This is a genomic window from Oerskovia enterophila (assembly GCF_044748475.1).
Lineage (GTDB): Bacteria > Actinomycetota > Actinomycetes > Actinomycetales > Cellulomonadaceae > Oerskovia > Oerskovia enterophila.
The window spans coordinates 446,872-467,219 of sequence record NZ_JBIVFZ010000002.1 but is presented as its reverse complement, the minus strand read 5'-3'; the positions used below and the strand labels follow the sequence as shown (position 1 = coordinate 467,219).

The 20,348-nt window shown below is 73.4% G+C and carries 16 protein-coding genes; 12 read left to right on the top strand and 4 right to left on the bottom strand.

The genetic code is table 11. The annotated features are described in order from the left end of the window. Window positions 1-11: 11 nt before the first annotated feature. Window positions 12-875: a carbohydrate kinase family protein gene (locus ACIPWA_RS06665; RefSeq protein WP_400288995.1), complete on the top strand. Its 864-nt coding sequence runs from the start codon at window positions 12-14 to the stop codon at window positions 873-875. A gap of 47 nt (window positions 876-922) precedes the next feature. Here the strand turns inward: ACIPWA_RS06665 and ACIPWA_RS06660 are convergent, their stop codons facing one another. Continuing rightward, window positions 923-1,231 (bottom strand): hypothetical protein, encoded by a 309-nt coding sequence (locus ACIPWA_RS06660; RefSeq protein ID WP_400288993.1) that lies wholly within the window; start codon window positions 1,229-1,231, stop codon window positions 923-925. Between the two features lie 217 nt (window positions 1,232-1,448). Further along, entirely contained in the window at window positions 1,449-1,961 is a 513-nt protein-coding gene (locus tag ACIPWA_RS06655) for a DUF4190 domain-containing protein (protein WP_400288991.1), read from the bottom strand. Between the two features lie 186 nt (window positions 1,962-2,147). On the opposite strand from ACIPWA_RS06655, the gene ACIPWA_RS06650 reads away from it, so the two are divergent. Then, window positions 2,148-3,827 (top strand): hypothetical protein, encoded by a 1,680-nt coding sequence (locus tag ACIPWA_RS06650; protein ID WP_400288989.1) that lies wholly within the window; start codon window positions 2,148-2,150, stop codon window positions 3,825-3,827. Between the two features lie 125 nt (window positions 3,828-3,952). After that, on the top strand, window positions 3,953-5,416 hold the full coding sequence (locus ACIPWA_RS06645; RefSeq protein ID WP_400288987.1) for a family 20 glycosylhydrolase: 1,464 nt from the start codon (window positions 3,953-3,955) through the stop codon (window positions 5,414-5,416). Window positions 5,417-5,573: 157 nt separating this feature from the next. Here ACIPWA_RS06645 and ACIPWA_RS06640 read toward each other — a convergent pair whose 3' ends face one another. Then, window positions 5,574-7,262: a dolichyl-phosphate-mannose--protein mannosyltransferase gene (locus tag ACIPWA_RS06640; RefSeq protein WP_400288985.1), complete on the bottom strand. Its 1,689-nt coding sequence runs from the start codon at window positions 7,260-7,262 to the stop codon at window positions 5,574-5,576. A 25-nt stretch (window positions 7,263-7,287) separates the two neighbouring features. Between ACIPWA_RS06640 and rsmI the strand changes: the two genes are divergently transcribed. Beyond that, complete coding sequence (gene rsmI, locus ACIPWA_RS06635) at window positions 7,288-8,280, top strand: 16S rRNA (cytidine(1402)-2'-O)-methyltransferase (protein ID WP_400288983.1); 993 nt, start codon at window positions 7,288-7,290, stop codon at window positions 8,278-8,280. A gap of 52 nt (window positions 8,281-8,332) precedes the next feature. Here rsmI and ACIPWA_RS06630 read toward each other — a convergent pair whose 3' ends face one another. After that, entirely contained in the window at window positions 8,333-8,938 is a 606-nt protein-coding gene (locus ACIPWA_RS06630; RefSeq protein ID WP_400288981.1) for an isochorismatase family protein, read from the bottom strand. A 130-nt stretch (window positions 8,939-9,068) separates the two neighbouring features. Here ACIPWA_RS06630 and ACIPWA_RS06625 point away from each other — a divergent pair, with 130 nt between their 5' ends. From ACIPWA_RS06625 to ACIPWA_RS06590, 8 genes are all read left to right on the top strand, one after another. Beyond that, window positions 9,069-9,599, top strand: a complete 531-nt coding sequence (locus ACIPWA_RS06625) for a hypothetical protein (RefSeq protein ID WP_400288979.1) — start codon at window positions 9,069-9,071, stop codon at window positions 9,597-9,599. Window positions 9,600-9,747: 148 nt separating this feature from the next. Further along, on the top strand, window positions 9,748-10,980 hold the full coding sequence (locus ACIPWA_RS06620) for a DsbA family protein (RefSeq protein ID WP_400288976.1): 1,233 nt from the start codon (window positions 9,748-9,750) through the stop codon (window positions 10,978-10,980). Between the two features lie 120 nt (window positions 10,981-11,100). Beyond that, the gene (locus tag ACIPWA_RS06615) at window positions 11,101-12,297 is read left to right on the top strand and encodes an aminotransferase class I/II-fold pyridoxal phosphate-dependent enzyme (RefSeq protein WP_056646620.1); all 1,197 of its coding nucleotides are present in this window, start codon (window positions 11,101-11,103) and stop codon (window positions 12,295-12,297) included. A 179-nt stretch (window positions 12,298-12,476) separates the two neighbouring features. Further along, the gene (locus ACIPWA_RS06610; protein WP_400288974.1) at window positions 12,477-14,618 is read left to right on the top strand and encodes an alpha-galactosidase; all 2,142 of its coding nucleotides are present in this window, start codon (window positions 12,477-12,479) and stop codon (window positions 14,616-14,618) included. A gap of 190 nt (window positions 14,619-14,808) precedes the next feature. Then, on the top strand, window positions 14,809-16,041 hold the full coding sequence (locus ACIPWA_RS06605) for a PQQ-dependent sugar dehydrogenase (RefSeq protein ID WP_400288971.1): 1,233 nt from the start codon (window positions 14,809-14,811) through the stop codon (window positions 16,039-16,041). A 126-nt stretch (window positions 16,042-16,167) separates the two neighbouring features. Next, complete coding sequence (gene metG, locus ACIPWA_RS06600) at window positions 16,168-17,814, top strand: methionine--tRNA ligase (protein ID WP_400288968.1); 1,647 nt, start codon at window positions 16,168-16,170, stop codon at window positions 17,812-17,814. A gap of 2 nt (window positions 17,815-17,816) precedes the next feature. Further along, window positions 17,817-18,746 (top strand): TatD family hydrolase, encoded by a 930-nt coding sequence (locus ACIPWA_RS06595; RefSeq protein WP_400288965.1) that lies wholly within the window; start codon window positions 17,817-17,819, stop codon window positions 18,744-18,746. A gap of 200 nt (window positions 18,747-18,946) precedes the next feature. Continuing rightward, a complete protein-coding gene (locus ACIPWA_RS06590; protein ID WP_400288962.1) occupies window positions 18,947-20,092 on the top strand; it encodes an aggregation-promoting factor C-terminal-like domain-containing protein in 1,146 nt (381 codons plus the stop codon). Window positions 20,093-20,348 lie beyond the last annotated feature (256 nt).

Sequence of the window (20,348 nt, the reverse complement as noted above, 5' to 3'; positions counted from 1 at the left end):
CGTCGGGCGGCATGGAACATCAGCCCGCCCCGGTCTTCGTCGCCGGCCCCGTGTCCTGGAACGAGCTCGTCTACCTCGACGCCCTGCCCGAGCCCCGCTCGCAGACGCTCTTCGCGCAGCGCCACCTCGCCACGGTGGGCGGCACGTCGGCGGGCAAGGCGCTCAACCTGCGCGCGCTGGGGCGCGCGGTCACGCTGCGCACGGTCCTGGGGTCCGACGACGTCGCTCCCCGTGTCGAGGACGTCCTGCGAGGGGCGGGGGTCATGCTCCTCGTGGAGCCGGACCCGGACGGCCGGACCGAGCGGCACCTCAACCTCATGGGTGGCGCGGGCGAGCGGCTGTCGATCTACCTCCAGGCCCCGGGCGACGTGCCTCGTGGCGAGACCTGGGCGGCCGCGGTCGCGGCGCTGAGCGCCGCCCCGGCGGTCGTGATCGACCTCGCGGTGCCCGCACTGCCGCTGCTGCGTGAGGCGCGGCGCCTGGGCAAGGACGTGTGGTGCGACGTGCACGACTACGACGGCGAGGCCACGTTCCACCGCGAGTTCCTCGACGCCGCGACGTTCCTCTTCCTCAGCTCGGACCGGCTGCCGGGATACCGCGCGTTCATGGAGCAGCGGGTGGCGGCCGGCGCGCGGCTCGTGGTCTGCACGCACGGAGCCCGGGGAGCGAGCGCCCTGACGGCGGACGGCGAGTGGTTCGACGTGCCTGCCGTGGCGGTCGAGCGCGTCGTGGACACCAACGGGGCGGGGGACGCCTTCTTCGCGGGGTTCCTCGACGCGTACCTGTCGGAGGCGACGATCGTCGAGGCGCTGCGCGCGGGTGCGGCACGTGGGGCGCTGTGCGTCCAGAGCCCGGACCTCGCGCCGTCGGTCTGAGGGCGGCGGGAGCGGGGCCGGGCGGGCCGAGGGGTGGGACGTGCCGGTCAGGACCCGGCGGGAGCGACGCACTCGATCGGACGCCCGTCGACCTCGTGGATCCCCGGGCCGAGCTCGGCGCACTCGCCCATGAGCCAGACCAGCGTCGCGGCCCAGATCACGATGGCCACGATCACGAGGAACGAGACGGTGATCGCGGCCACGGCCCACCAGTTGTGCCGGTTAGCCCGGCGCGCCTTGACGAGTCCCACGATCCCCAGGACCAGCCCGACCAGCGACAGGGGGATCGACAGCACGAGCGCCACGATGCCCAGGGTCTTGCCGGGGGTGGGGGTGATCGGCTCGGTCTGGGTCACGGGGGTCCTCACGGTCGGTGCGGGCGCTCGTCGGGGCGACGTGCCCGGGTATGCGGTCTGGTGCTGCGGGTGCGGTGGACGTTCGGCGGGCCGCCACGGTCCGCCGACCGACCGTCTCCAGTATGGCCGAGCGGCGGTCCCGCCCGGTGCCCGTCCAGGAACGCCCGTGGGCCCCGACCGGCGAACGGCTGGGGCCCACGGGCGTCGTGCGGAGAGGTCAGGAGCAGGTGTAGGTGACCCCGTCGACGTAGTGCGTGCCGGCTCCGAGCTCGGCGCACTTCTCGATGAGCTCCGCCGCACCGAGCCCGAGGACGATCCCGACGACGATGCTCACGACGAGCAGGACAGCACCGACGATGACGCCCGCGAGCGCGATGCCGTTCTTGTAGCCGGCCTTCTTGGACTTGTTGAGGGCGACGATGCTCAGGATCAGGCCGATGAGCGACGTGCAGCCGATGATCGAGAGCACGAGCCCGACGATGCCGAGCGTCTTGCCCGGGTCCTGGGCCGGTGCGCCGGGGACGCCACCGGGGGTGTACGGCGCCTGCGGGGCGCCCGCGCCGTAGGGGGCCTGGGGGGCGCCGGGCGCCGGCGCGCCGTACTGCGGGGCCTGCGGGGCACCGTACTGGGGAGCCTGGGGTGCCTGACCGGCAGCAGGGTCCTGGGGGCCGCCGGCGTACGGGTTCGGCTGACCGGACGGGTTCTGCTCGGGCTGCTCGGGGTAGGACATGTCACTCCTCGTGGTGCGGTCGATGATCGCCGACAGTATGTCGTGCCCGAGGACCCACGACAACGGTGAGGACACCCCGTGTCGGGTGCGGCGCCGTCGGGCCTCCTGGGGCGCCGCGGGTCGCCCCGGATGTCCACGACTCGCCCACGACTCGGCGCGACAGACCAGGTAGGCGATGATAGAGACGTGAATTCACGGAAGGTCCGAATCGTCGCTCTTGCCGCCTCTGCCCTGGTGGCGACCCCGCTGCTGGCCGGATGTGGGGAGGAGAGCGGTCCAGCGAGCACGGCCGAGGTCCCCGACGGTGGGCTGCGCGTGGTCGCGGCCGAGGAGGTCGCGCCCGTCGTCGTCCTCGGCTCGAGCGACCCTGCCGAGCTCACGCTCACGGCGAGCCAGGCGTTCTTCGCCTCCGCACCGGTCGTGATCCTGGCCGACGCGGAGGACGAGACCGCGCAGGCGGCCGCGGCCGCGGCCGCGCTCCCGCTCCACGCTCCCGTCCTGCTCACCGGCGGGGCCATCGCGGACAGCGGTCTCGCCAAGGAGATCGCCCGGCTCGGCGCGGTCACGGCCGTCGTCGTGACGCCCGACCCGGCCCCGCGGGTCGACGCGGCGGGCACGTCCGGTACCTCCGGCGCGGCGGGGGTCGCCGCGATCTCGTCCCTGTCGTCGTCCGAGGACCTCGAGAAGGAAGCGCGCGCGACCGCCCGGGCGATCGACCCGGAGCTGCAGACGGTGCTCCTCGGGGCCGGGGCGCTCGTCGAGACCCAGGACGGCGGGATCGAGATCGACGACAGGGACCTCGCGGAGGTCCAGGAACAGCTTCCCGAGACCGAGTCCCCGCGTCTCCTGACCGAGGTGCTCGCGCTGGTCGACCAGACCCCGGGGCAGGCGGCGGCGCTCGCCACGGCACAGGCCGCGGGCGTGGTCCCGCTCGCGGTCCCCGGCGGCGACCCCCGGGCCTCGAGCGTCTCGGTCCAGGCCATGGCGCAGGCCAAGGCGCTCGCGGTCGTCGGGATCGGTGAGTCGTTCGGGACGGTCGAACAGCTGACCGCCCGCGTCCGGTCGGCCGAGACGGGCGTCGAGCTCACGGGCGGCGGGCAGCTCGTCACGGCGGGCAAGCGCTACGTCGTCCTGCCGGGGACGACCGTCCCGGCGACCCCCGCCAAGATCACCGACGTCGTCGAGCGGGCCGCGGCTCGCGCCGAACCGTACGTCGCGGTCGCGGGCGAGTCGGGCGAGACCGACAGGACCGTGACGGTCCCGACGCTCGAGCTGGTCGTCACGGAGGCGTCCGGGGCTGCGGGCAAGGACGGGAACTACTCGACCGAGCTCACGGTCGATGCCGTGCGTCCCGCGGTCGAGGCGGCCCTCGGCGCGGGCCAGCACGTGCTCCTCGAGTTCCAGCCGGGGAAGGCGACGTTCGACGAGCAGGTCCGGCAGTACGCGGACCTGCTGTCCCTGCCCGGAGTGGGTGTCTCGCTCGACCTCGACGCGCGACGGGCGAGCGGTGCGGTCAAGAAGGACGGCGTGGTCCCCGCGCAGGAGGTCGACGCGGTCGTCGACTACCTCGCAGGACTCGTGGAGGGCAAGGCCCTGCCGCAGAAGATGCTCGTGGTGCACGTCTCGCGGCCCGGCGCGCTGACCGAGGCGCAGTCGTTGTCGACGACCGACGACGCCGTGGCCGTGGTGCTCCACTCCGACGTCAAGGGTTCGTCCGCCGCGCGGGAGAGGGCCTGGAACGAGCTCACCGCCGCCGTCCCCGGGGTGACGTGGTGGGGCTGGACGGACATGGTGGGTGACGCGACCGCAGGCCCCGCCGCTGCCGGTGCCGGTGCCGGAGCACCGCTCGTCGTCGTCGTGGAGTAGGGCACGGGCCCTTGCAGGAGGTCGCTTGTCCGCACCTGCCGGGGCGGCTACGGTATGTCGACCAGAACAGACGAATCGATTCGACACGGTCGGGTCGAGAGACGAACGACGACGAGGTCCCCCCGATGGTCGCCATCATCCCCCAGCCCCTGCACGTCGAGTCCCCGGTGAACGGTGCCGCGTTCCCGCTCGAGGGTGCCGTCCTCGTGGCCGGGCCCACCGAGGCCGAGCAGCGGGTCGCGGCCTACGCCGCGGACCTCCTGACGCGTGCCGCGGGCACGCAGGTCGCCGTCGTGGGCTCCGTGCCCGACGGCGCCCCCTCCGTCGCGCTGCGGCTCGCCGCTGTCGCGGGCCCCTCCGGCTCGGACAGCCCCGAGCGCTACACGCTCGAGACCGACGGTTCGGGTGCCGTCCTGACGGCCACCGCACCGGTCGGCCTGTTCCACGCGGTCCAGACGCTCCGCCGGCTCGTGACCGAGGGCGAGCACGGCCCCGAGGTGAGCGCCGTCGTCGTGCACGACGCCCCGCGCTTCGCGTGGCGAGGTCTCTCGTTCGACGTGGCCCGCAACTTCTTCCCCGTGCGGCAGATCGAGCTCGTGATCGACGTCCTCGCTTCGTACAAGCTCAACGTCCTGCACCTGCACCTCACCGACGACCAGGGCTGGCGCATCGAGACGCCGTCGCGCCCCGAGCTCGCGAAGCTCGCGTCCGAGACCTCCACGAGCGGCACGGCCGGCGGGCACCTGAGCCTCGCCGACTTCCGGCACCTGCAGGACTACGCCGCAGACCGCTTCGTGACGATCGTCCCGGAGATCGACCTCCCCGGGCACACCAACGCCGCGACCTCGGTCTACGGCGAGCTGCGGGTCGACGGTCAGCGCACCGCACCCTACGAGGGCATCGAGGTCGGGTTCTCGCAGCTCACGTACGACCTGCCCGCGACCGAGCCGTTCCTGCGCGAGGTCCTCGCGGACGTCGCCGCGATCACCGACGGCGAGTACCTCCACGTGGGCGGTGACGAGGCGCTCACGCTGGGCGCCGAGGAGTACGCGCAGTTCATCGCGCTGCTCGAGGAGATCGTGGCCGAGACGGGCAAGAAGACCATCACGTGGCAGGAGGCGGCCCAGGCCGGGACCCGCCCGGACACGCTCCTGCAGTACTGGGACAACCGGGTCGACAGCGCCCCGTTCCTCGCCGCGGCGGCCCGCGGCTCGCGCTTCATCATGTCCCCCGGCAACCGTGCCTACCTCGACATGAAGTACACCGCCGAGTACCCCCTGGGTCAGGACTGGGCAGGCCTCATCGAGCTGCGCACCGCGTACGACTGGGACCCGGCCGAGGTCATCGAAGGCCTGCCCGTCGACCAGATCGAGGGGGTCGAGGCCGCGGTGTGGACCGAGACCCTCTCGACCCAGGAGGAGCTCTTCCTCATGCTCCTGCCCCGCCTGTCCGCGGTCGCCGAGGTCGCGTGGACCGCGCCCGAGCGCAAGGACTGGGACGACTACCGCGCCCGCGTCGTGGCGGAGGCCGCGACGTGGCGTCGCGAGGGCCTGTCGTTCCACGAGACGCCGCAGGTCGACTGGTCGTAGTCCGCGCCCCTGCGGCGCTGACCGCCCCGCGGTGCCGAGCATGCGGTCGTCGTCCACGATCCTGGGATCGACGACCGCATGCTCGGCCCCCCACCCCGTGCTCGGTTCACGACGTCGGCTCGTCGGGCACGGGCAGGCCGCGCCCGACGAGCGACAGCTAGATCCAGCTGGGAAGCCACATGTGCAGGCGCCAGAACCACTCGGGGACGTTCATGGCCGTCCAGATCGGGTAGAAGAAGATGCTCATCACGACGATCACGGTGAGCAGTGCGGTCACGCCCCAGACGACCCAGCCACGGGCCGTCCGGTCCCGGTCGGTGGCCTCGAGCAGGACCGTCACGACGTAGACGAGCGCGAGGACCACCCACGGGGTGAACACGATCGCGTAGAACGTGAAGATCGTGCGGTCCGGGTACGCGAACCAGGGGAGCCAGCCCGCGACCAGGCCGCTCAGCACGGCCGTCGCGCGCCAGTCCTTGCGCCACACGAGGAGCACGACCGTGGCCACGATCGCGAGTGCGGCCGACCACCACAGGACCGGGTTGCCCAGCGAGGTGATGACCCGTGCGCACTCGTCGTAGCCGCAGCCCGTCACGCCGTCGGACCCGTCGCGGTAGTAGAAGGACGTGGGTCGCCACTGCACGATCCAGCCGATGGGCTTCGACGCGTACGAGTGCTCGGCGCTGAGCCCCGTGTGGAAGTCCCACATCTTCTGGTGGTAGGCCCACAGCGAGCGCAGCGCCTCGGGGAGCCACTGCACGCCCTCGCCCGGATGCTCCGCGGCCCAGTCGCGCATGTACGAGCTCGGTGAGCGGAACCACGAGAACCAGGTCGCGAGATAGGTGAGCGCCGCTGTGGGCAGCATGACGAGCGCGGCCGGGACCGCGTCGGCGAGCAGCGCGTCCTCCCACCACCTCTTGATACCGACGGTGCGGCGCGCCGTGGCGTCCCACAGCACCGACAGCAGGGCGAAGACCGCGAGGAAGTACAGGCCCGACCACTTGACCCCGCACGCGAGACCGAGCGAGACGGCCGCTGCGAAGCGCCACCAGCGCCACCCCAGCCGCGGACCGTAGCGGCCGATCTCCCGACCCGAGTCGACGAGGGCAGCGACCCGGTCCGCGAGCCGACGTCGCGCCTGCTCGCGGTCGAGCAGGAGGAAGCCGAACGCGACGAGCACCCAGAACATGAGGAAGTTGTCGAGCAGCCCCGTGCGCGAGTGCACGATCGCCAACCCGTCGATCGCGAGCAGCCCGCCCGCCAGGACGCCCATCGCGGTCGAGGCGAACAGGCGGCGCGCGATCCGGGCCAGCAGGAACACCGCGAGGATCCCGACGAGCGCGGTCGAGATGCGCCACGACCACGGGTTCTCGGCCCCGCCGAAGAGCTGCATGCCGCCCGCGATCATCCACTTGCCGAGGGGCGGGTGGACCACGTAGTCGGGCAGGTTCAGGAACGTGTCGACGTTCCCGGCCTCGAACGCGGGGTTGGGGTCCTCGGGCCACTTGGCCTCGAATCCCACCCGCAGGAGCGTGTAGGCCTGCTTGACGTAGTACGTCTCGTCGAACACGAGGTTGCCGGGGCGCCCCAGGTCCCACAGGCGCAGGCCACCGGCCAGCAGCGCGACCAGCGCGGGTCCGAGCCACCCCCACAGGCGGTCCTGGGGCGTCGACCCCAGCGCGAGGCGGCGCGCTCCCAGGAGCTTGAGCAGGAGGCGGTCGCGCACCGACAGCCCGACCTCCTCCTCGGCCTCGACCCTGGCCACCGGGAACGGGGAGTCGCTCCCCGGACCTGGACCGGGGGCTGCGGGCGTGGGGTCGGCGGAGGGCTGGGGCACGTCGGCCATCGTAGGACGTGGAACGCTAGGGGGTATGAGCCACGCGCACCCCACCCCCGTTCCCGACCCGTTCGAGGCCCCTGCGGAAGGCGAGGACGTGGCGCGCGAGGTGAGCGACGCCGTCGGGCAGGAGAGCGAGGACACCCCCGACGAGCTCGACGACGCGCCCGCAGGTCGTCGGCCGCGCGACGACGGGCACCTCGTCCTCGCCGCGACCCCCATCGGCAACGTCGAGGACGCGAGCCCGCGGCTGCGACGCCTCCTGGCGGAGTCCGCGGTCGTCGCGGCCGAGGACACGCGCCGCCTGCACGCCCTCGCCGCGCGCATGGGCGTGCCGATCGGGGGGCGCGTCGTGAGCTACCACGAGCACAACGAGGTCGAGCGCGCCGACGAGCTGCTCGACGTCGTCGAGGGCGGCGGGACCGTCGTGATCGTGACCGACGCCGGCATGCCGTCCGTCTCGGACCCCGGCTACCGCGTCGTGACCCGGGCCGTCGAGCGCGACCTGCCCATCACCTCGGCCCCCGGCCCCAGCGCGGTCCTCACCGCGCTCGCGCTGTCCGGGCTGCCGACCGACCGCTTCTGCTTCGAGGGCTTCCCGCCCCGCAAGCCCGGTGAGCGTGCGCGCACGTTCGAGGCGCTCGCGCGCGAGGCCCGCACCATGGTCTTCTTCGAGGCCCCGCACCGCATCGACGACACGCTCGCCGCGATGGCCCAGGGGTTCGGTGCCGACCGGCCCGCGGCCGTGTGCCGCGAGCTCACCAAGACCTACGAGGAGGTGCTGCGCGGCACGCTCGGCGAGCTCGCGGCCGAGGCCGCCGAGCGGCAGCTGCGCGGCGAGATCTGCATCGTCGTGGCCGGGGCGCCCGCGCGCGAGGCCGTGTCCGTCGAGGAGCTCGTGAGCGAGGTCCTCGCCCGGGTCGATGCCGGAGAACGCCTCAAGGACGCCGTCGCCGAGGTCGCGACCGCCACCGGGGTGCCCAAGCGCGAGCTGTACGCCGCGGCACTGGCTGCGCGCAAGGGCTGATCCGGGCGCGGCCGGGTCAGAGCGGACGGGCCGTGCGCGCTCCGACGCGTCGCTAGACCTCGGTCGACCGTGCCAGCTCGATGCCGGCCGCCGCGAGCTCGACCCGTGCCGCCGCACCGAGGTCCTCGGAGACCGGCACGGTCAGGTCGGTCAGGACGCGTGTCGCGAGCCCCAGCGCGTGCGCGTCGAGTGCAGTCGCCCGCACGCAGTGCGACTCCGCGATCCCGACCACGTCGGTCGACGACACCCCGGCGTCCCGGAGCAGCTCCGCGAGGGTGCGCCCCTCGCCGTCGACCCCCTCGAAGCCCGAGTAGGCGGCCTGGTACTCGCCCTTCTTGACGCTCGCGTCGGGCGCGAGGTCCGCGAGCGCCGGGTGCAGCTCGGCGTTGGGCGTGCCGGCCAGGCCGTGCGGGGGCCACGTGTCGACGAAGTCGGGGACTGCCGGGGCCGTCGCGAAGTGGTGCCCCGGGTCGACGTGCCAGTCCTGCGTGGTCACCACGAGGTCGTAGTCCGCGCGCCGCTCGGCGGCGAAGACCGCGATGGCCTGCGCGACGGCGTTGCCGCCCTCGACCGCGAGCTCACCGCCCTCGCAGAACGTGGGCTGGACGTCGACGACGATCAGGGCGCGACCGGTGGCGGTCGTGTCGGTGCTGGTCATGACCCCACTCTGCCACCGAGGCGTTCGTTCGTGGAGCGCCCGGGCCCGGTCGTTCGTACGCTGGGGGACCAGACGAAGCAACCGCCGGCGGGCAGCCCGCACGCCGGGAGGCCGAGCAAAGGAGCCGTCCATGAGCGCGTCCGAGGGGATCGACAGCCCGGCAGGCACCGAGGGGGCTGTGGGCGGCGTGAGTGCGGCGGGCACGACGACCGACCGCGACCCGGGCGAGCGGCCCATCGGCTACTGGCTCAAGCTCGTCGACCGGCTGATCGACCAGGACGTCGACGAGGTGTTCCTGCGGACGGGCCTGACACGGCGTCACTGGCAGGTCCTCAACATGGTCCGGGACGGCGTCTCGGACGTCACGACGGTCGACAGCGTCCTGTCGCCGTTCACGACCGGGGGCGCGGCCCGGCCCGGCGGGCACGCGCCCGCGGTCAGCGCGGAGATCTCGGACCTCCAGGCCCGGGGGTGGGTGACCCAGGGAGGGGCCGGGTGGGAGGTGACCGTCGCAGGGCAGCACGCGTACCACGACCTCCTCGACGCGGTCTCGCTCTCGCGCGAGCGCCTGGCCGAGGGGATCACGCGCGAGCAGTACGACCGGACGATCGCGACGCTCGAGCAGATGGCGCGCAACCTCGGGTGGTCGTCGGGGACCTGAGCCCGTCCGAGGAGCGAGGCGGGGCGGCACCGGCTGCCCAGGAGCCGCGTACCCTGGCGTGCGCGAGCCCTCGCGGTGCCGGTCGTCAGCCCGGCGGCGGGTCGCCCGCGCCACCAGACCCTGCCGCGCGACCCGAGGACCGACGACCATGCTCCGTGACGAGGCCCTCCGCGCCGTGCAGGACCCGGCCGCCCCGCCGACCGTGCTCGCCCAGGTCGCGGGCGAGTTCCCCGACCTGCGCCCCCAGGTCGCCGCGCACCCCGGTGCCTATCCGGGGCTGCTCTCGTGGCTCGCCGCCGGGGGCGACCCCGCGGTCGACGCGGCGCTCGCGGCCCGCCGGGCCGCCCCTGCGGGGTACGGCGCCCCGACCCCGCCGTACGCGCCGCAGCCGCAGCCGTACACGCCGGCACCTCCTGCGGCGGCCCACCCCACCCCTCCGTACGCAGCCCCGCCGTACGCCCAGCAGCCCACCGGCCGGCAGTCCTACGCCCCCGGCGGACACGCGGTGCACCAGCCCCAGCCGGCCCCGCCGTACCCGCACCCCGCCGCGCCGTACGCGCCGTACGCTCCCGGGGCGGGCTACGCCGTCGGGCCACAGGTGGCCGTGGGCACGCGCTCCTCCGCACAGCGGCGCGCACGCGTGACCCTGATCTCGGTGCTCGCGGGACTCGTCCTGGTGCTCCTCGTGGGTGTCGCCGCGTTCCTCGCGGCCGGCGGCGGGTCCCCGTCCGCAGAGCCCGCCGGACCGGGGGTCGCAGACCCGTCCGCGGGCCCGGCGCCGGACGCCGGCGCCCCCGGGAGCGCGACGCCGAACCACGGGCTGCTCGCGGGCGCGGGCGACGAGTCCGCCCCCGTGACCGTCGAGGTCTACGTCGACTACATGTGCCCGATCTGCGGGCAGTTCGAGGCCGTCAACGGCGAGAGCCTCGCAGCGCTGCGCGAGGCGGGGAGCGTGCGCGTCGTCTTCCACCCCATCGCGATCCTCGACCGGTACTCGCAGGGCTCGCAGTACTCGACGCGCGCCGCGTCGTCGGCCGCGCTCGTGGCCGACCGCGCCCCCGACGCGTTCCAGGACTTCCACGCAGGGCTGCTCGCGCACCAGCCCCAGGAGGGGACGGAGGGCCTGAGCGACGCGCAGATCGCGGACGTCGCGCGCGCGGCCGGCGTCCCGGCGGACGTCGTCGCCGAGCTGGCCGACGGCGGGGCGGCCGAGTTCGCGCCCTGGGTCGCCACGGCCACGCAGGCCGCGACGAGCGACCCGGCGCTCGCGGGCCCGCGAGGCTTCGGCACGCCGACGATCGTGATCGACGGCGAGCGGTGGGCCGGGGACTGGAGCGACGCGCAGTCGCTCGTGCAGGCGATCGAGGGCACGGCCGTCTGACGGCGCCGCCCGCGCCCTGGCCCGGTCCCGCCCGAGCCCCGCCCGAGCGCCCGGACCGGGCGACGGACCATGCCCCTGGACCGGGCGACGGCCCGCGCACGGCAGGCGTACCCTGCCTCCATGCCACGCGAGATGGAGTTCCGCCGGATCCCCGGCCTGCCCCCGTACGTCTTCACGATCATCGACTCGCTCAAGCTCGAGGCGCGTCGCGCCGGGCGTGACGTGATCGACCTGGGCTTCGGCAACCCCGACCTGCCGAGCCCGCAGGTCGCGGTCGACAAGCTCGCGGAGGCGGTCCACAACACGCGCAACCACCGGTACTCGGCGTCTCGCGGCATCCCCAAGCTCCGGCAGGCGGCCGCGGACATGTACCAGCGCCGGTTCGGGGTGACGCTCGACCCGGACACCGAGATCATCTCGACGATCGGGGCCAAGGAGGGCTTCAGCCACCTCATGTGGGTGCTGCTGCAGCCGGGCGACGCGGCGATCGTCCCCACGCCGAGCTACCCCATCCACATCTGGGGTCCCTACTTCGCGGGGGCCGACGCCCGCCAGGTCGCGATCGGTGACGGCACGGACGCCTCGGGGTACATCGACCGCGTCATGGAGGCGTGGGAGTACGGGTGGCCCAAGCCGCGCGTCGTGGTGCTCTCGTTCCCGCACAACCCGACCACGACCATCGCGACCAAGGAGGACCTCCAGCGCCTGGTCGACTGGGCGCGCGAGCGCGACGTGGTCCTGGTGCACGACCTCGCGTACGCCGACATGACGTTCGACGGCTGGCGCCCGCCCTCGATCATGGAGTGCGACGGAGCCAAGGAGGTCGCGGTCGAGCTCTACTCGATGACCAAGTCGTACTCCATGGCTGGGTGGCGCGTCGCGTTCCTCGTGGGGCGCCCGGACGTCGTGGGGGCGCTCGCCAAGCTCAAGTCGTACCTCGACTACGGCACGTTCCAGCCCATCCAGATCGCGGCGACCGTGACGCTCAACGAGGCCCTCGACTTCCCCACGGAGGTCTCGGCGGTCTACGAGTCGCGGCGCAACACGCTGTGCGACGGCCTGGACCGCATCGGCTGGGACATCCACCGGCCGAAGGGCACCATGTTCGCGTGGGCGCGCATCCCCGAGCCGTACCGCGAGATGGGGTCGATCGAGTTCGCGACGCACGTGATCGAGAGCTGCGACGTCGCGGTCTCGCCGGGCGTGGGGTTCGGGCCGGGCGGCGACGGGTTCGTGCGGTTCGCGCTCATCGAGAACGAGCAGCGCACGGGGCAGGCGATCCGGAACCTCAAGAAGGGGCTGACACGGTTGCAGTAGCGGGGCCCCGAGCACCCACGGCGTAGTTGTCAGAAGTGAGCCGGGCGCAAGCCCGGGCCACGTCTGACAACGTGGCCCAGCGGGCCCGACGGAGCTCTCCGGTGGACGCTTCCCGGTCCCGGACCCGTGTCCGCGTGGGGAAGGATGACATAGACCAGCGGCGCGAAGGGAAAGTGCAGATGACCGTCGAGACCTCAGTCGTCCACCTCCGAGGAGGCGGGACGAGCCTCGTCGTGACGACGAGCGGCGCGCGGCTGCCGCGCATCCTCCACTGGGGGCCCGACCTCGGCGACCTGACCGACGCCGACCTCGCGACCCTGGAGACCACGGCGTCGCCCGCGATCGGCGACTCGGCCGTGACGTACCCCCAGCCGGTGCCGGTCGTCGCGCAGCTCGCCGAGGGGTGGCTCGGGAGGCCGGGCGTCGTGGGCGACCGTGCGGGCGCCCACTGGGCGCCGGTGTTCGTGGTCGACGACGTCGTGGTCGAGCGGGCGGACGACGCCGAGCGTCTGCGGGTCGCCTCGTCCGACGTCGCCTACGCCCTCACGCTGGGCGTCGAGCTCGAGGTCCTCGCGTCGGGGCTGGTCCGCGTCCGGGCCGAGGTGGGGAACGTGGGCGACGAGCCCTACGAGGTCCGCGCGCTCGAGCTGGGCCTGCCGGTCCCGTCGACCGCGACCGAGCTGTGCGACCTGGCCGGACGCTGGGCGCTCGAGCGGGTCCCGCAGCGACGTCCCTTCGACGTCGGTTCCTGGGTGCGCGAGGCCCGGGGCGGCAAGCCGGGGCTCGAGCACGCCTTCATGATGCTGGCGGGCGAGCAGGGCTTCGCCAACCGGGCAGGGCGGGTGTGGGGCGTCCACCTGGGCTGGAGCGGCAACCACGCGCTCGCCGCGGAGCGCACCCCGGCCGGGAGCCGCCGGCTCTCGGGCGGTGAGCTCCCGTGGCCGGGCGAGCTGGTCGTCGAACCGGGAGCGACGAGCACGACCCCGTGGCTCTACGGCTCGTGGGGCGAGGGCCTCGACGACCTCTCGCACCGGGTGCACCGCTGGATGCGGTCGCGTCCGACGCACCCCCGCACCCCGCGGCCCGTGGTGCTCAACACCTGGGAGGCCGTCTACTTCCAGCACGACCTCGCGACGCTCGAACGCCTGGCCGAGGCCGGTGCGGCGGTCGGCGTGGAACGGTTCGTCCTCGACGACGGCTGGTTCACCGGTCGCCGCGACGACACCACGTCGCTCGGCGACTGGACGGTGGACCCGACGGTCTGGCCCGACGGGATCGACGCGCTCGCCGACCGGGTGCGCGAGCTGGGCATGGACTTCGGGATCTGGTTCGAGCCCGAGATGGTCAACCTCGACTCCGACCTCGCGCGGAACCACCCCGAGTGGGTCTTCGACGCCGGGCACGGCCCGGGCATGGCCTCGCGCTACCAGCACGTCCTCGACCTGACCCACCCCGGGGCCTACCGCCACGTCCGGGACGCGATGTCCGAGGTCGTGGACCGCCTGGGCGTCGCGTACGTGAAGTGGGACCACAACCGGTACCTGCTCGACGCCGGGCACACGCCCACGGGCGTGGCGGCGGTCCGGGGACAGACCTTGGCCGCCTACGCGCTGATGGCCGAGCTCAAGGAGCGGCACCCAGGCCTGGAGATCGAGTCCTGCGCGAGCGGAGGCGGCCGCGTGGACCTGGGCGTGCTCCAGCTCACCGACCGGGTCTGGGCCTCGGACTGCAACGACCCGCACGACCGGCTCGAGATCCAGCGCTGGACCCGCCTGCTCGTGCCCCCGGAGCTCCAGGGGACGCACATCGGCGCGCGCGAGTCGCACACCACGCATCGTGTCCACCCGCTCGACTTCCGGGCGCAGGTCGCGCTGTGGGGGCACCTGGGGCTCGAGGTGAACCTTCTCGAGGCCTCCCCGGACGAGCTCGACGAGGTCCGGGCCTGGGTGGCGTTCCACACGGCGCACCGGTCCCTGCTGCACTCGGGCGACGTGGTCCACGCGGACCTCGGCGACCCCGCGCTGCGCCTCGAGGGCGTCGTGGCGACCGACCGTCGCGAGGCGATCTTCCAGCTCGCCGTGGTCGACCGGCCGATCACCTGGCCCCCTGGACGCGTCACCGTGCCGGGGCTCGACCCGGGGCGCCGGTACCGGGTCCGCCAGGTCAGCCCTGTCGATCGGTCCGTCGCGGGGGTGCTGCCGCCGTGGACCGCGGCCGAGGAGGGTGTCGTGCTCCCGGGCGTCGTGCTGGCCCAGGCCGGGCTCGAGGCCCCGTCGCTCGACCCGGACCGCGGGGTCCTGTGGCACGTGGTGGCGGAGTGATCGCCGCGTGCTGGCAACGACCGGCGTGACGCCGTAGGCGATCGCTGCGACGATGAGGCTGAGCACCTTCGAGCTCATGTGCGGTACCGCCGCTCGGATCCCCTGGAACAGGGGAGCTCTGTCGAGAGTGACAGCGCGCGGGGTCCCGCGCACTCGTCGCGGGGCGCCGCCGCCACGCAAGGAGGGTCCGATGAGCACAGCGCGCGTGCTGCCAGGGACGCTCGTCGTCCTCGCCGTGCTGCTCGCGGGAGCGTGCTCGGACGGGCCTGCCCCCGCCCCGAGCCCGGCCGCCGACGGCCAGGTCGTCGAGCCCGCCCCGTCCGTCGCGACGGTCCGCGCGACCGCGACGTCGTTGATCGACGACCTGCCCTCGCCGTGGGGGCTCGCGGCGCTGCCCGACGGCCGCCTGCTGAGCACGTCGCGCGACGAGGGCACGGTCAGCGTCCTCGACCCGGGAACCGGGGACGTCACGGCGGTCACGGGCGAGGGGGCCGACGACCTCGGGTCCGGGACCGACCACGGCGGTGAGGGGGGTCTGCTGGGCGTCGCGGTCGCGCCGACGTTCGCCGAGGACGGGACCGTCGTGGTCTACCGGACAGGCGAGGTCGGCAACGAGGTGCTGCGGGGACGCCTCGACCTGGACGAGGCCAGCCTGGGTGCGCTCACGACCGTGCTCGACGGCATCCCGAAGGCGAGCAACCACAACGGCGGTCAGGTCGCGTTCGGCCCCGACGGCTTCCTCTACGTCGCGACGGGCGACGCGACCGAGTCGGGCGCGGCGCAGGACCCGGCCTCGCTCGCGGGCAAGATCCTCCGGGTCGGGCTCGACGGCGAGGCCGCGCCCGGCAACCCCGACGGCTCGCGCGTGTGGAGCCTGGGGCACCGCAACGTCCAGGGTCTGGGATGGGACGCCTCGGGCCGGATGTTCGCGAGCGAGTTCGGCCAGAGCACGCTCGACGAGCTCAACGTGATCGTCCCGGGCGGCAACTACGGCTGGCCGGACCGTGAGGGGACGCTCGGCGAGGCGGCAGCCGCGGACGGCACGGCGTTCGTCGACCCGGTCGCGACGTGGCCCACCTCGGACGCGAGCCCCAGCGGCCTCGCGGTCGCCGCGGACGCCGTGTACGTCGCGGGGCTGCGCGGGGAGCGCCTGTGGCGCGTCCCGTTCGCGGGCGGCGTGGCGGGGGAGGACGAGGCGAGCCCGGTGCCCGACGGCGGAGCCTCGCCGGCAGCGTTCGGCGCGCCGCAGGCGTTGCTCACGGGGGAGTGGGGGCGGCTGCGCGCGGTCGTCGTGGCTCCCGAGAGCGCCGGCGACGCCGAGGGCGGGACGGCGTTGCTCGTCCTGACGAACGAGACCGACGGGCGGGGGAGTCCCGTGCAGGGCGACGACCATCTGCTGCGGGTCGACCTGGCGACGGGCTGAGGGCGGCCCTGGTCGGTCGCCGTCAGCCACGAGGCCGGTCACCCTCGGCGGCCCGGTCCGGTCGCCTCGGTCAGGCTCCTCGGACCGCGGCGCACCGGCGGGGTCCGGCCAACTACCATGAGGACCATGCCTGACGCAGCCCCGGAGACCTTCTATCTCACCACCCCGATCTACTACGTGAACGACGCCCCGCACATCGGGCACGCGTACACGACGGTCGCGGCCGACGTCGTCACCCGCTGGCACCGCCAGCGCCAGGAGCCGGTCTGGTTCCTGACGGGGACGGACGAGCACGGGCAGAAGGTCATGCGCACGGCCGAGGCCAACGGCGTGACCCCCCAGGAGTGGGCGGACCGCCTGGTCGAGAGCTCGTGGAAGCCCGTGCTGCACACGCTCGACGCGCTCAACGACGACTTCATCCGCACCACGCAGCCGCGCCACACCGAGCGTGTACAGGCCTTCATCCAGGACCTGTACACCAAGGGCGAGATCTACGCGGGCTCGTACGAGGGCCCGTACTGCGTGGGCTGCGAGGAGTACAAGCTCCCGGGTGACCTGATCGACGGCACGGGCGAGTACGAGGGCCAGAAGCTCTGCCCCATCCACAGCAAGCCCGTGGAGATGCTCTCCGAGCAGAACTACTTCTTCAAGATGAGCGCGTACCAGGACCGCCTGCTCGCGCTCTACGAGGCGCACCCCGAGTTCGTCCAGCCGGCCAGCGCCCGCAACGAGGTGCTCGCGTTCGTCAAGGGCGGTCTGCAGGACCTCTCGATCTCGCGCAACACGTTCGACTGGGGCATCCCCATCCCGTGGGACACCACGCACGTGCTCTACGTGTGGTTCGACGCGCTGCTCAACTACGCGACCGCCGTCGGGCTGGACAGCGACGACCCGGAGCAGCAGGCCAAGTTCGCGGCCACGTGGCCCGCGAGCGTGCACCTGGTCGGCAAGGACATCCTGCGCTTCCACGCGGTGATCTGGCCCGCGATGCTCATGGCCGCGGGCCTGCCTCTGCCCAAGACCGTGTTCGCGCACGGCTGGCTCCTGGTCGGCGGCGAGAAGATGAGCAAGTCGAAGCTCACGGGCATCGCGCCGAGCCAGATCATCGACCACTTCGGTTCCGACGCGTTCCGCTACTACTTCATGCGCGCCATCGCGTTCGGCCAGGACGGGTCGTTCTCGTGGGAGGACCTCTCGGCGCGCTACAACGCCGAGCTCGCGAACGGGTTCGGCAACCTGGCCTCGCGCGTCGCGGCCATGGTCGGCAAGTACTACGGGGGCGTGCTCCCGCAGGCGGGCCCCGCCGGGCCGGCGGAGCAGGCGCTCGAGCAGGTCGCCGCGCAGGCGGTCGAGGCCGCCGAGAAGGCGATCGACGCGCTCGCGATCCACGAGGCCATCAACGCGGTGTGGACGCTCGTGGACGCCACGAACCTGTACCTCACCGAGCAGGAGCCCTGGAAGGTCGCCAAGCTCGACGAGGAACGTGACGGCACGGCGCCCGATGCCACCTGGATCCAGGAGGGGCGCCTCGCCACGGTGCTCGTCACGGCCGCCGAGGCCCTGCGCTCGCTCGCGGTGCTGCTGCACCCGATCACCCCGAAGGCCGCCCAGGCGCTGTGGGAGTCGCTCGGTGCCGAGGCACCGCTCGGTGCGCTCGCGGTCCAGCCGGTCGACGGCGCCGCCCGCTTCGGCGTGCTGCCCGCGGGGACCACGGTCACCAAGGGGGCGTCGCTGTTCCCGCGCCTCGAGGACCCGGTCGTCGAGGGCGTCTGACCATGGCGCGCAAGCGCGAGCGCGGGTGGCCGCCTGCCCCCGAGGCGTTGCCGCTGCCCGTGGTCGACGACCACACGCACCTCGAGTCGATCGCCGGCGTCCTGCCCGACGTCGACGAGGAGGGGCGACCCGTCCCGGTCCCGACGATCGCGCAGCACGTCGAGGACGCGGCCCGGGTCGGCGTGGACCGCATGGTCCAGGTCGGCTGCGACCTGCCCTCGGCCCGGCTGACGGGCGCCCTGGTGCGTGAGCACCGGGCGCTCCTCGGGGCGATCGCGATCCACCCCAACGAGGCGACCCTGCACGCGGGCGTGACCGAGGTAGGCCCCGACGGGCTGGTCCCGACCCCCGAAGCGCGCCACGCCGTCGGGCTCGACGACGCGATCGCGGAGATCGCCGCGATCGCTCGCGACAACGACCGCATCCGGGCGATCGGCGAGACGGGCATGGACCTCTTCCGCACGGGCCCCCAGGGCGCGGCCGTCCAGCGGGAGTCGTTCCGGGCGCACGTCGCGCTCGCCAAGGAGCTCGGGCTCCCGCTCCAGATCCACGACCGCGACGCGCACGCCGAGGTCATCGAGGTCCTCCTCGCCGACGGCGCCCCCGAGCGGACGGTCTTCCACTGCTTCTCGGGCGACGCCGAGATGGCGAGGCTTTGTGCCGCGCAGGGCTGGTACCTGTCGTTCGCGGGACCCGTGACGTTCGGCGCCAACGACGAGCTGCGCGCGGCTCTCGCGGCCGTGCCCCTGGGCCAGGTGCTGGTCGAGACCGACGCGCCCTACCTGACGCCGCACCCCTACCGCGGACGGCCCAACGCGCCCTACCTCCTGCCCCACACCGTGCGGAAGGTGGCCGAGGTGACCGGGTCCGGGCTCGAGCAGGTCTGCACGCGGCTGAGCGAGACCGCCGAGCAGGTCTACGGCCCCTGGTGACAGCTCGGGCGACGGCCTGACGAGTCCCCGTTCCCCCCGCCGTGCGGTGCGTCGTGGCCGACGCGCCGGACGGGCTTCCCCCGAAGGTCACGTCTCCACTACGGTCTGCTTGTCCGTGATGCCGGGAGCGTCACCGGACGCAGGTCGACACAGGAACGGAAGGTCGCGTGGTCGGTGGCGACGGGGTGCGCAGGCGCCCTTTGACGGGTAGGTGGCGCCTGGCCGCGCAGGCGGCGATCCTGGCGACCGTGGTCGGGGCGAGCGGAGTCTTCGCGCTCGCCCACAAGTCCGTGGTCCTCGACGTCGACGGCGAGGTCCGCACGGTCAGCGCGTACGGCTCGACCGTCGGCGACCTGCTCGACTTCCAGGACGTCGCGATCAAGGACTCCGACCTCGTGGAACCGGCGGCGGACGAGCGGGCGACCGACGGCGGCACCATCGTCGTCCGGACGAGCCGCGAGATCTCGCTCGAGCTCGACGGGAAGCCGCAGACGTTCGTCACGACGGCCCGCACGGTCGGTGAGCTGCTCACGGCCCTCGGCCCGCGCGCCGAGGGGGCCATGACCTCGGCGTCGCGCTCGCAGTCGCTCGGTCGCGAACAGATCCGGGTCTCGACCCTCAAGACCGTCCACGTCGCCGTGGACGGCGCGATCGTGACCGCCACGACCTCCGAGGCGTCGGTCGAGGGCGTCCTGGAGCATGCGGGGATCGCCCTGTCGGTGGGCGACGCGGCGTCCGTCCCGCTCGGTGCCGCCGCGGTCGACGGCATGCTCGTGCTCGTCACGCGGGCCGCGAGCGGTGCTGCGACGGTCACGGAGACCCTCCCGTTCGAGACCGAGGAGGTCAAGGACCCCTACCTGCCGCAGGGGCAGCGCAACGTCCGCACGTCGGGCAAGGTCGGCGAGGCCGTGACGACCTACGCCGTCCAGACCGTCGGCGGCACCGAGGTCTCGCGGACCGTGGTCGACCGCACGGTGACGCGCGAGCCGCGCACCGAGGTCGTCGTGGTCGGTTCGCTCGACCCGTCGACCATCAAGGTCGACCCGGGGTCCTCCAAGGCGATCGCCAAGTCTCTCGCGGCCCAGCGTGGCTGGGGCGACGACCAGTTCGCGTGCCTCGACCTGCTCTGGATGAAGGAGAGCAGGTGGAACGCGACCGCGGAGAACAGGTCGAGCGGTGCCTACGGGATCCCGCAGGCGCTCCCGGGCTCCAAGATGGCCAGCGCCGGAGCCGACTGGCGGACCAACCCGGCGACCCAGATCACCTGGGGGCTGGGGTACATCGAGGGTCGCTACGGCACCCCGTGCGGCGCCTGGAGCCACTCGCAGGCCAAGGGCTGGTACTGAGCACGGGCCGTGCGAAGACCCTGTGAGGGTTCTCTCCGCAGCAGCCCTCCGGGCCCTGACATAGGTGGAGAAAACCGGACAGGACGGCGGTATGGCGCCCGGGCGGGGTTGGCACTCGATAACGGATCGGTTACGGTCAACTGTCGCGCACTGCAGCCCGCCCTGTCGTCACCCGCTCATCACCGGGGACGAGACGGACGGAGGGTGCGCGTCCTGCTGTCGGCCCGAGAAGTGGTCCGTCGGTGGTAGACGACAG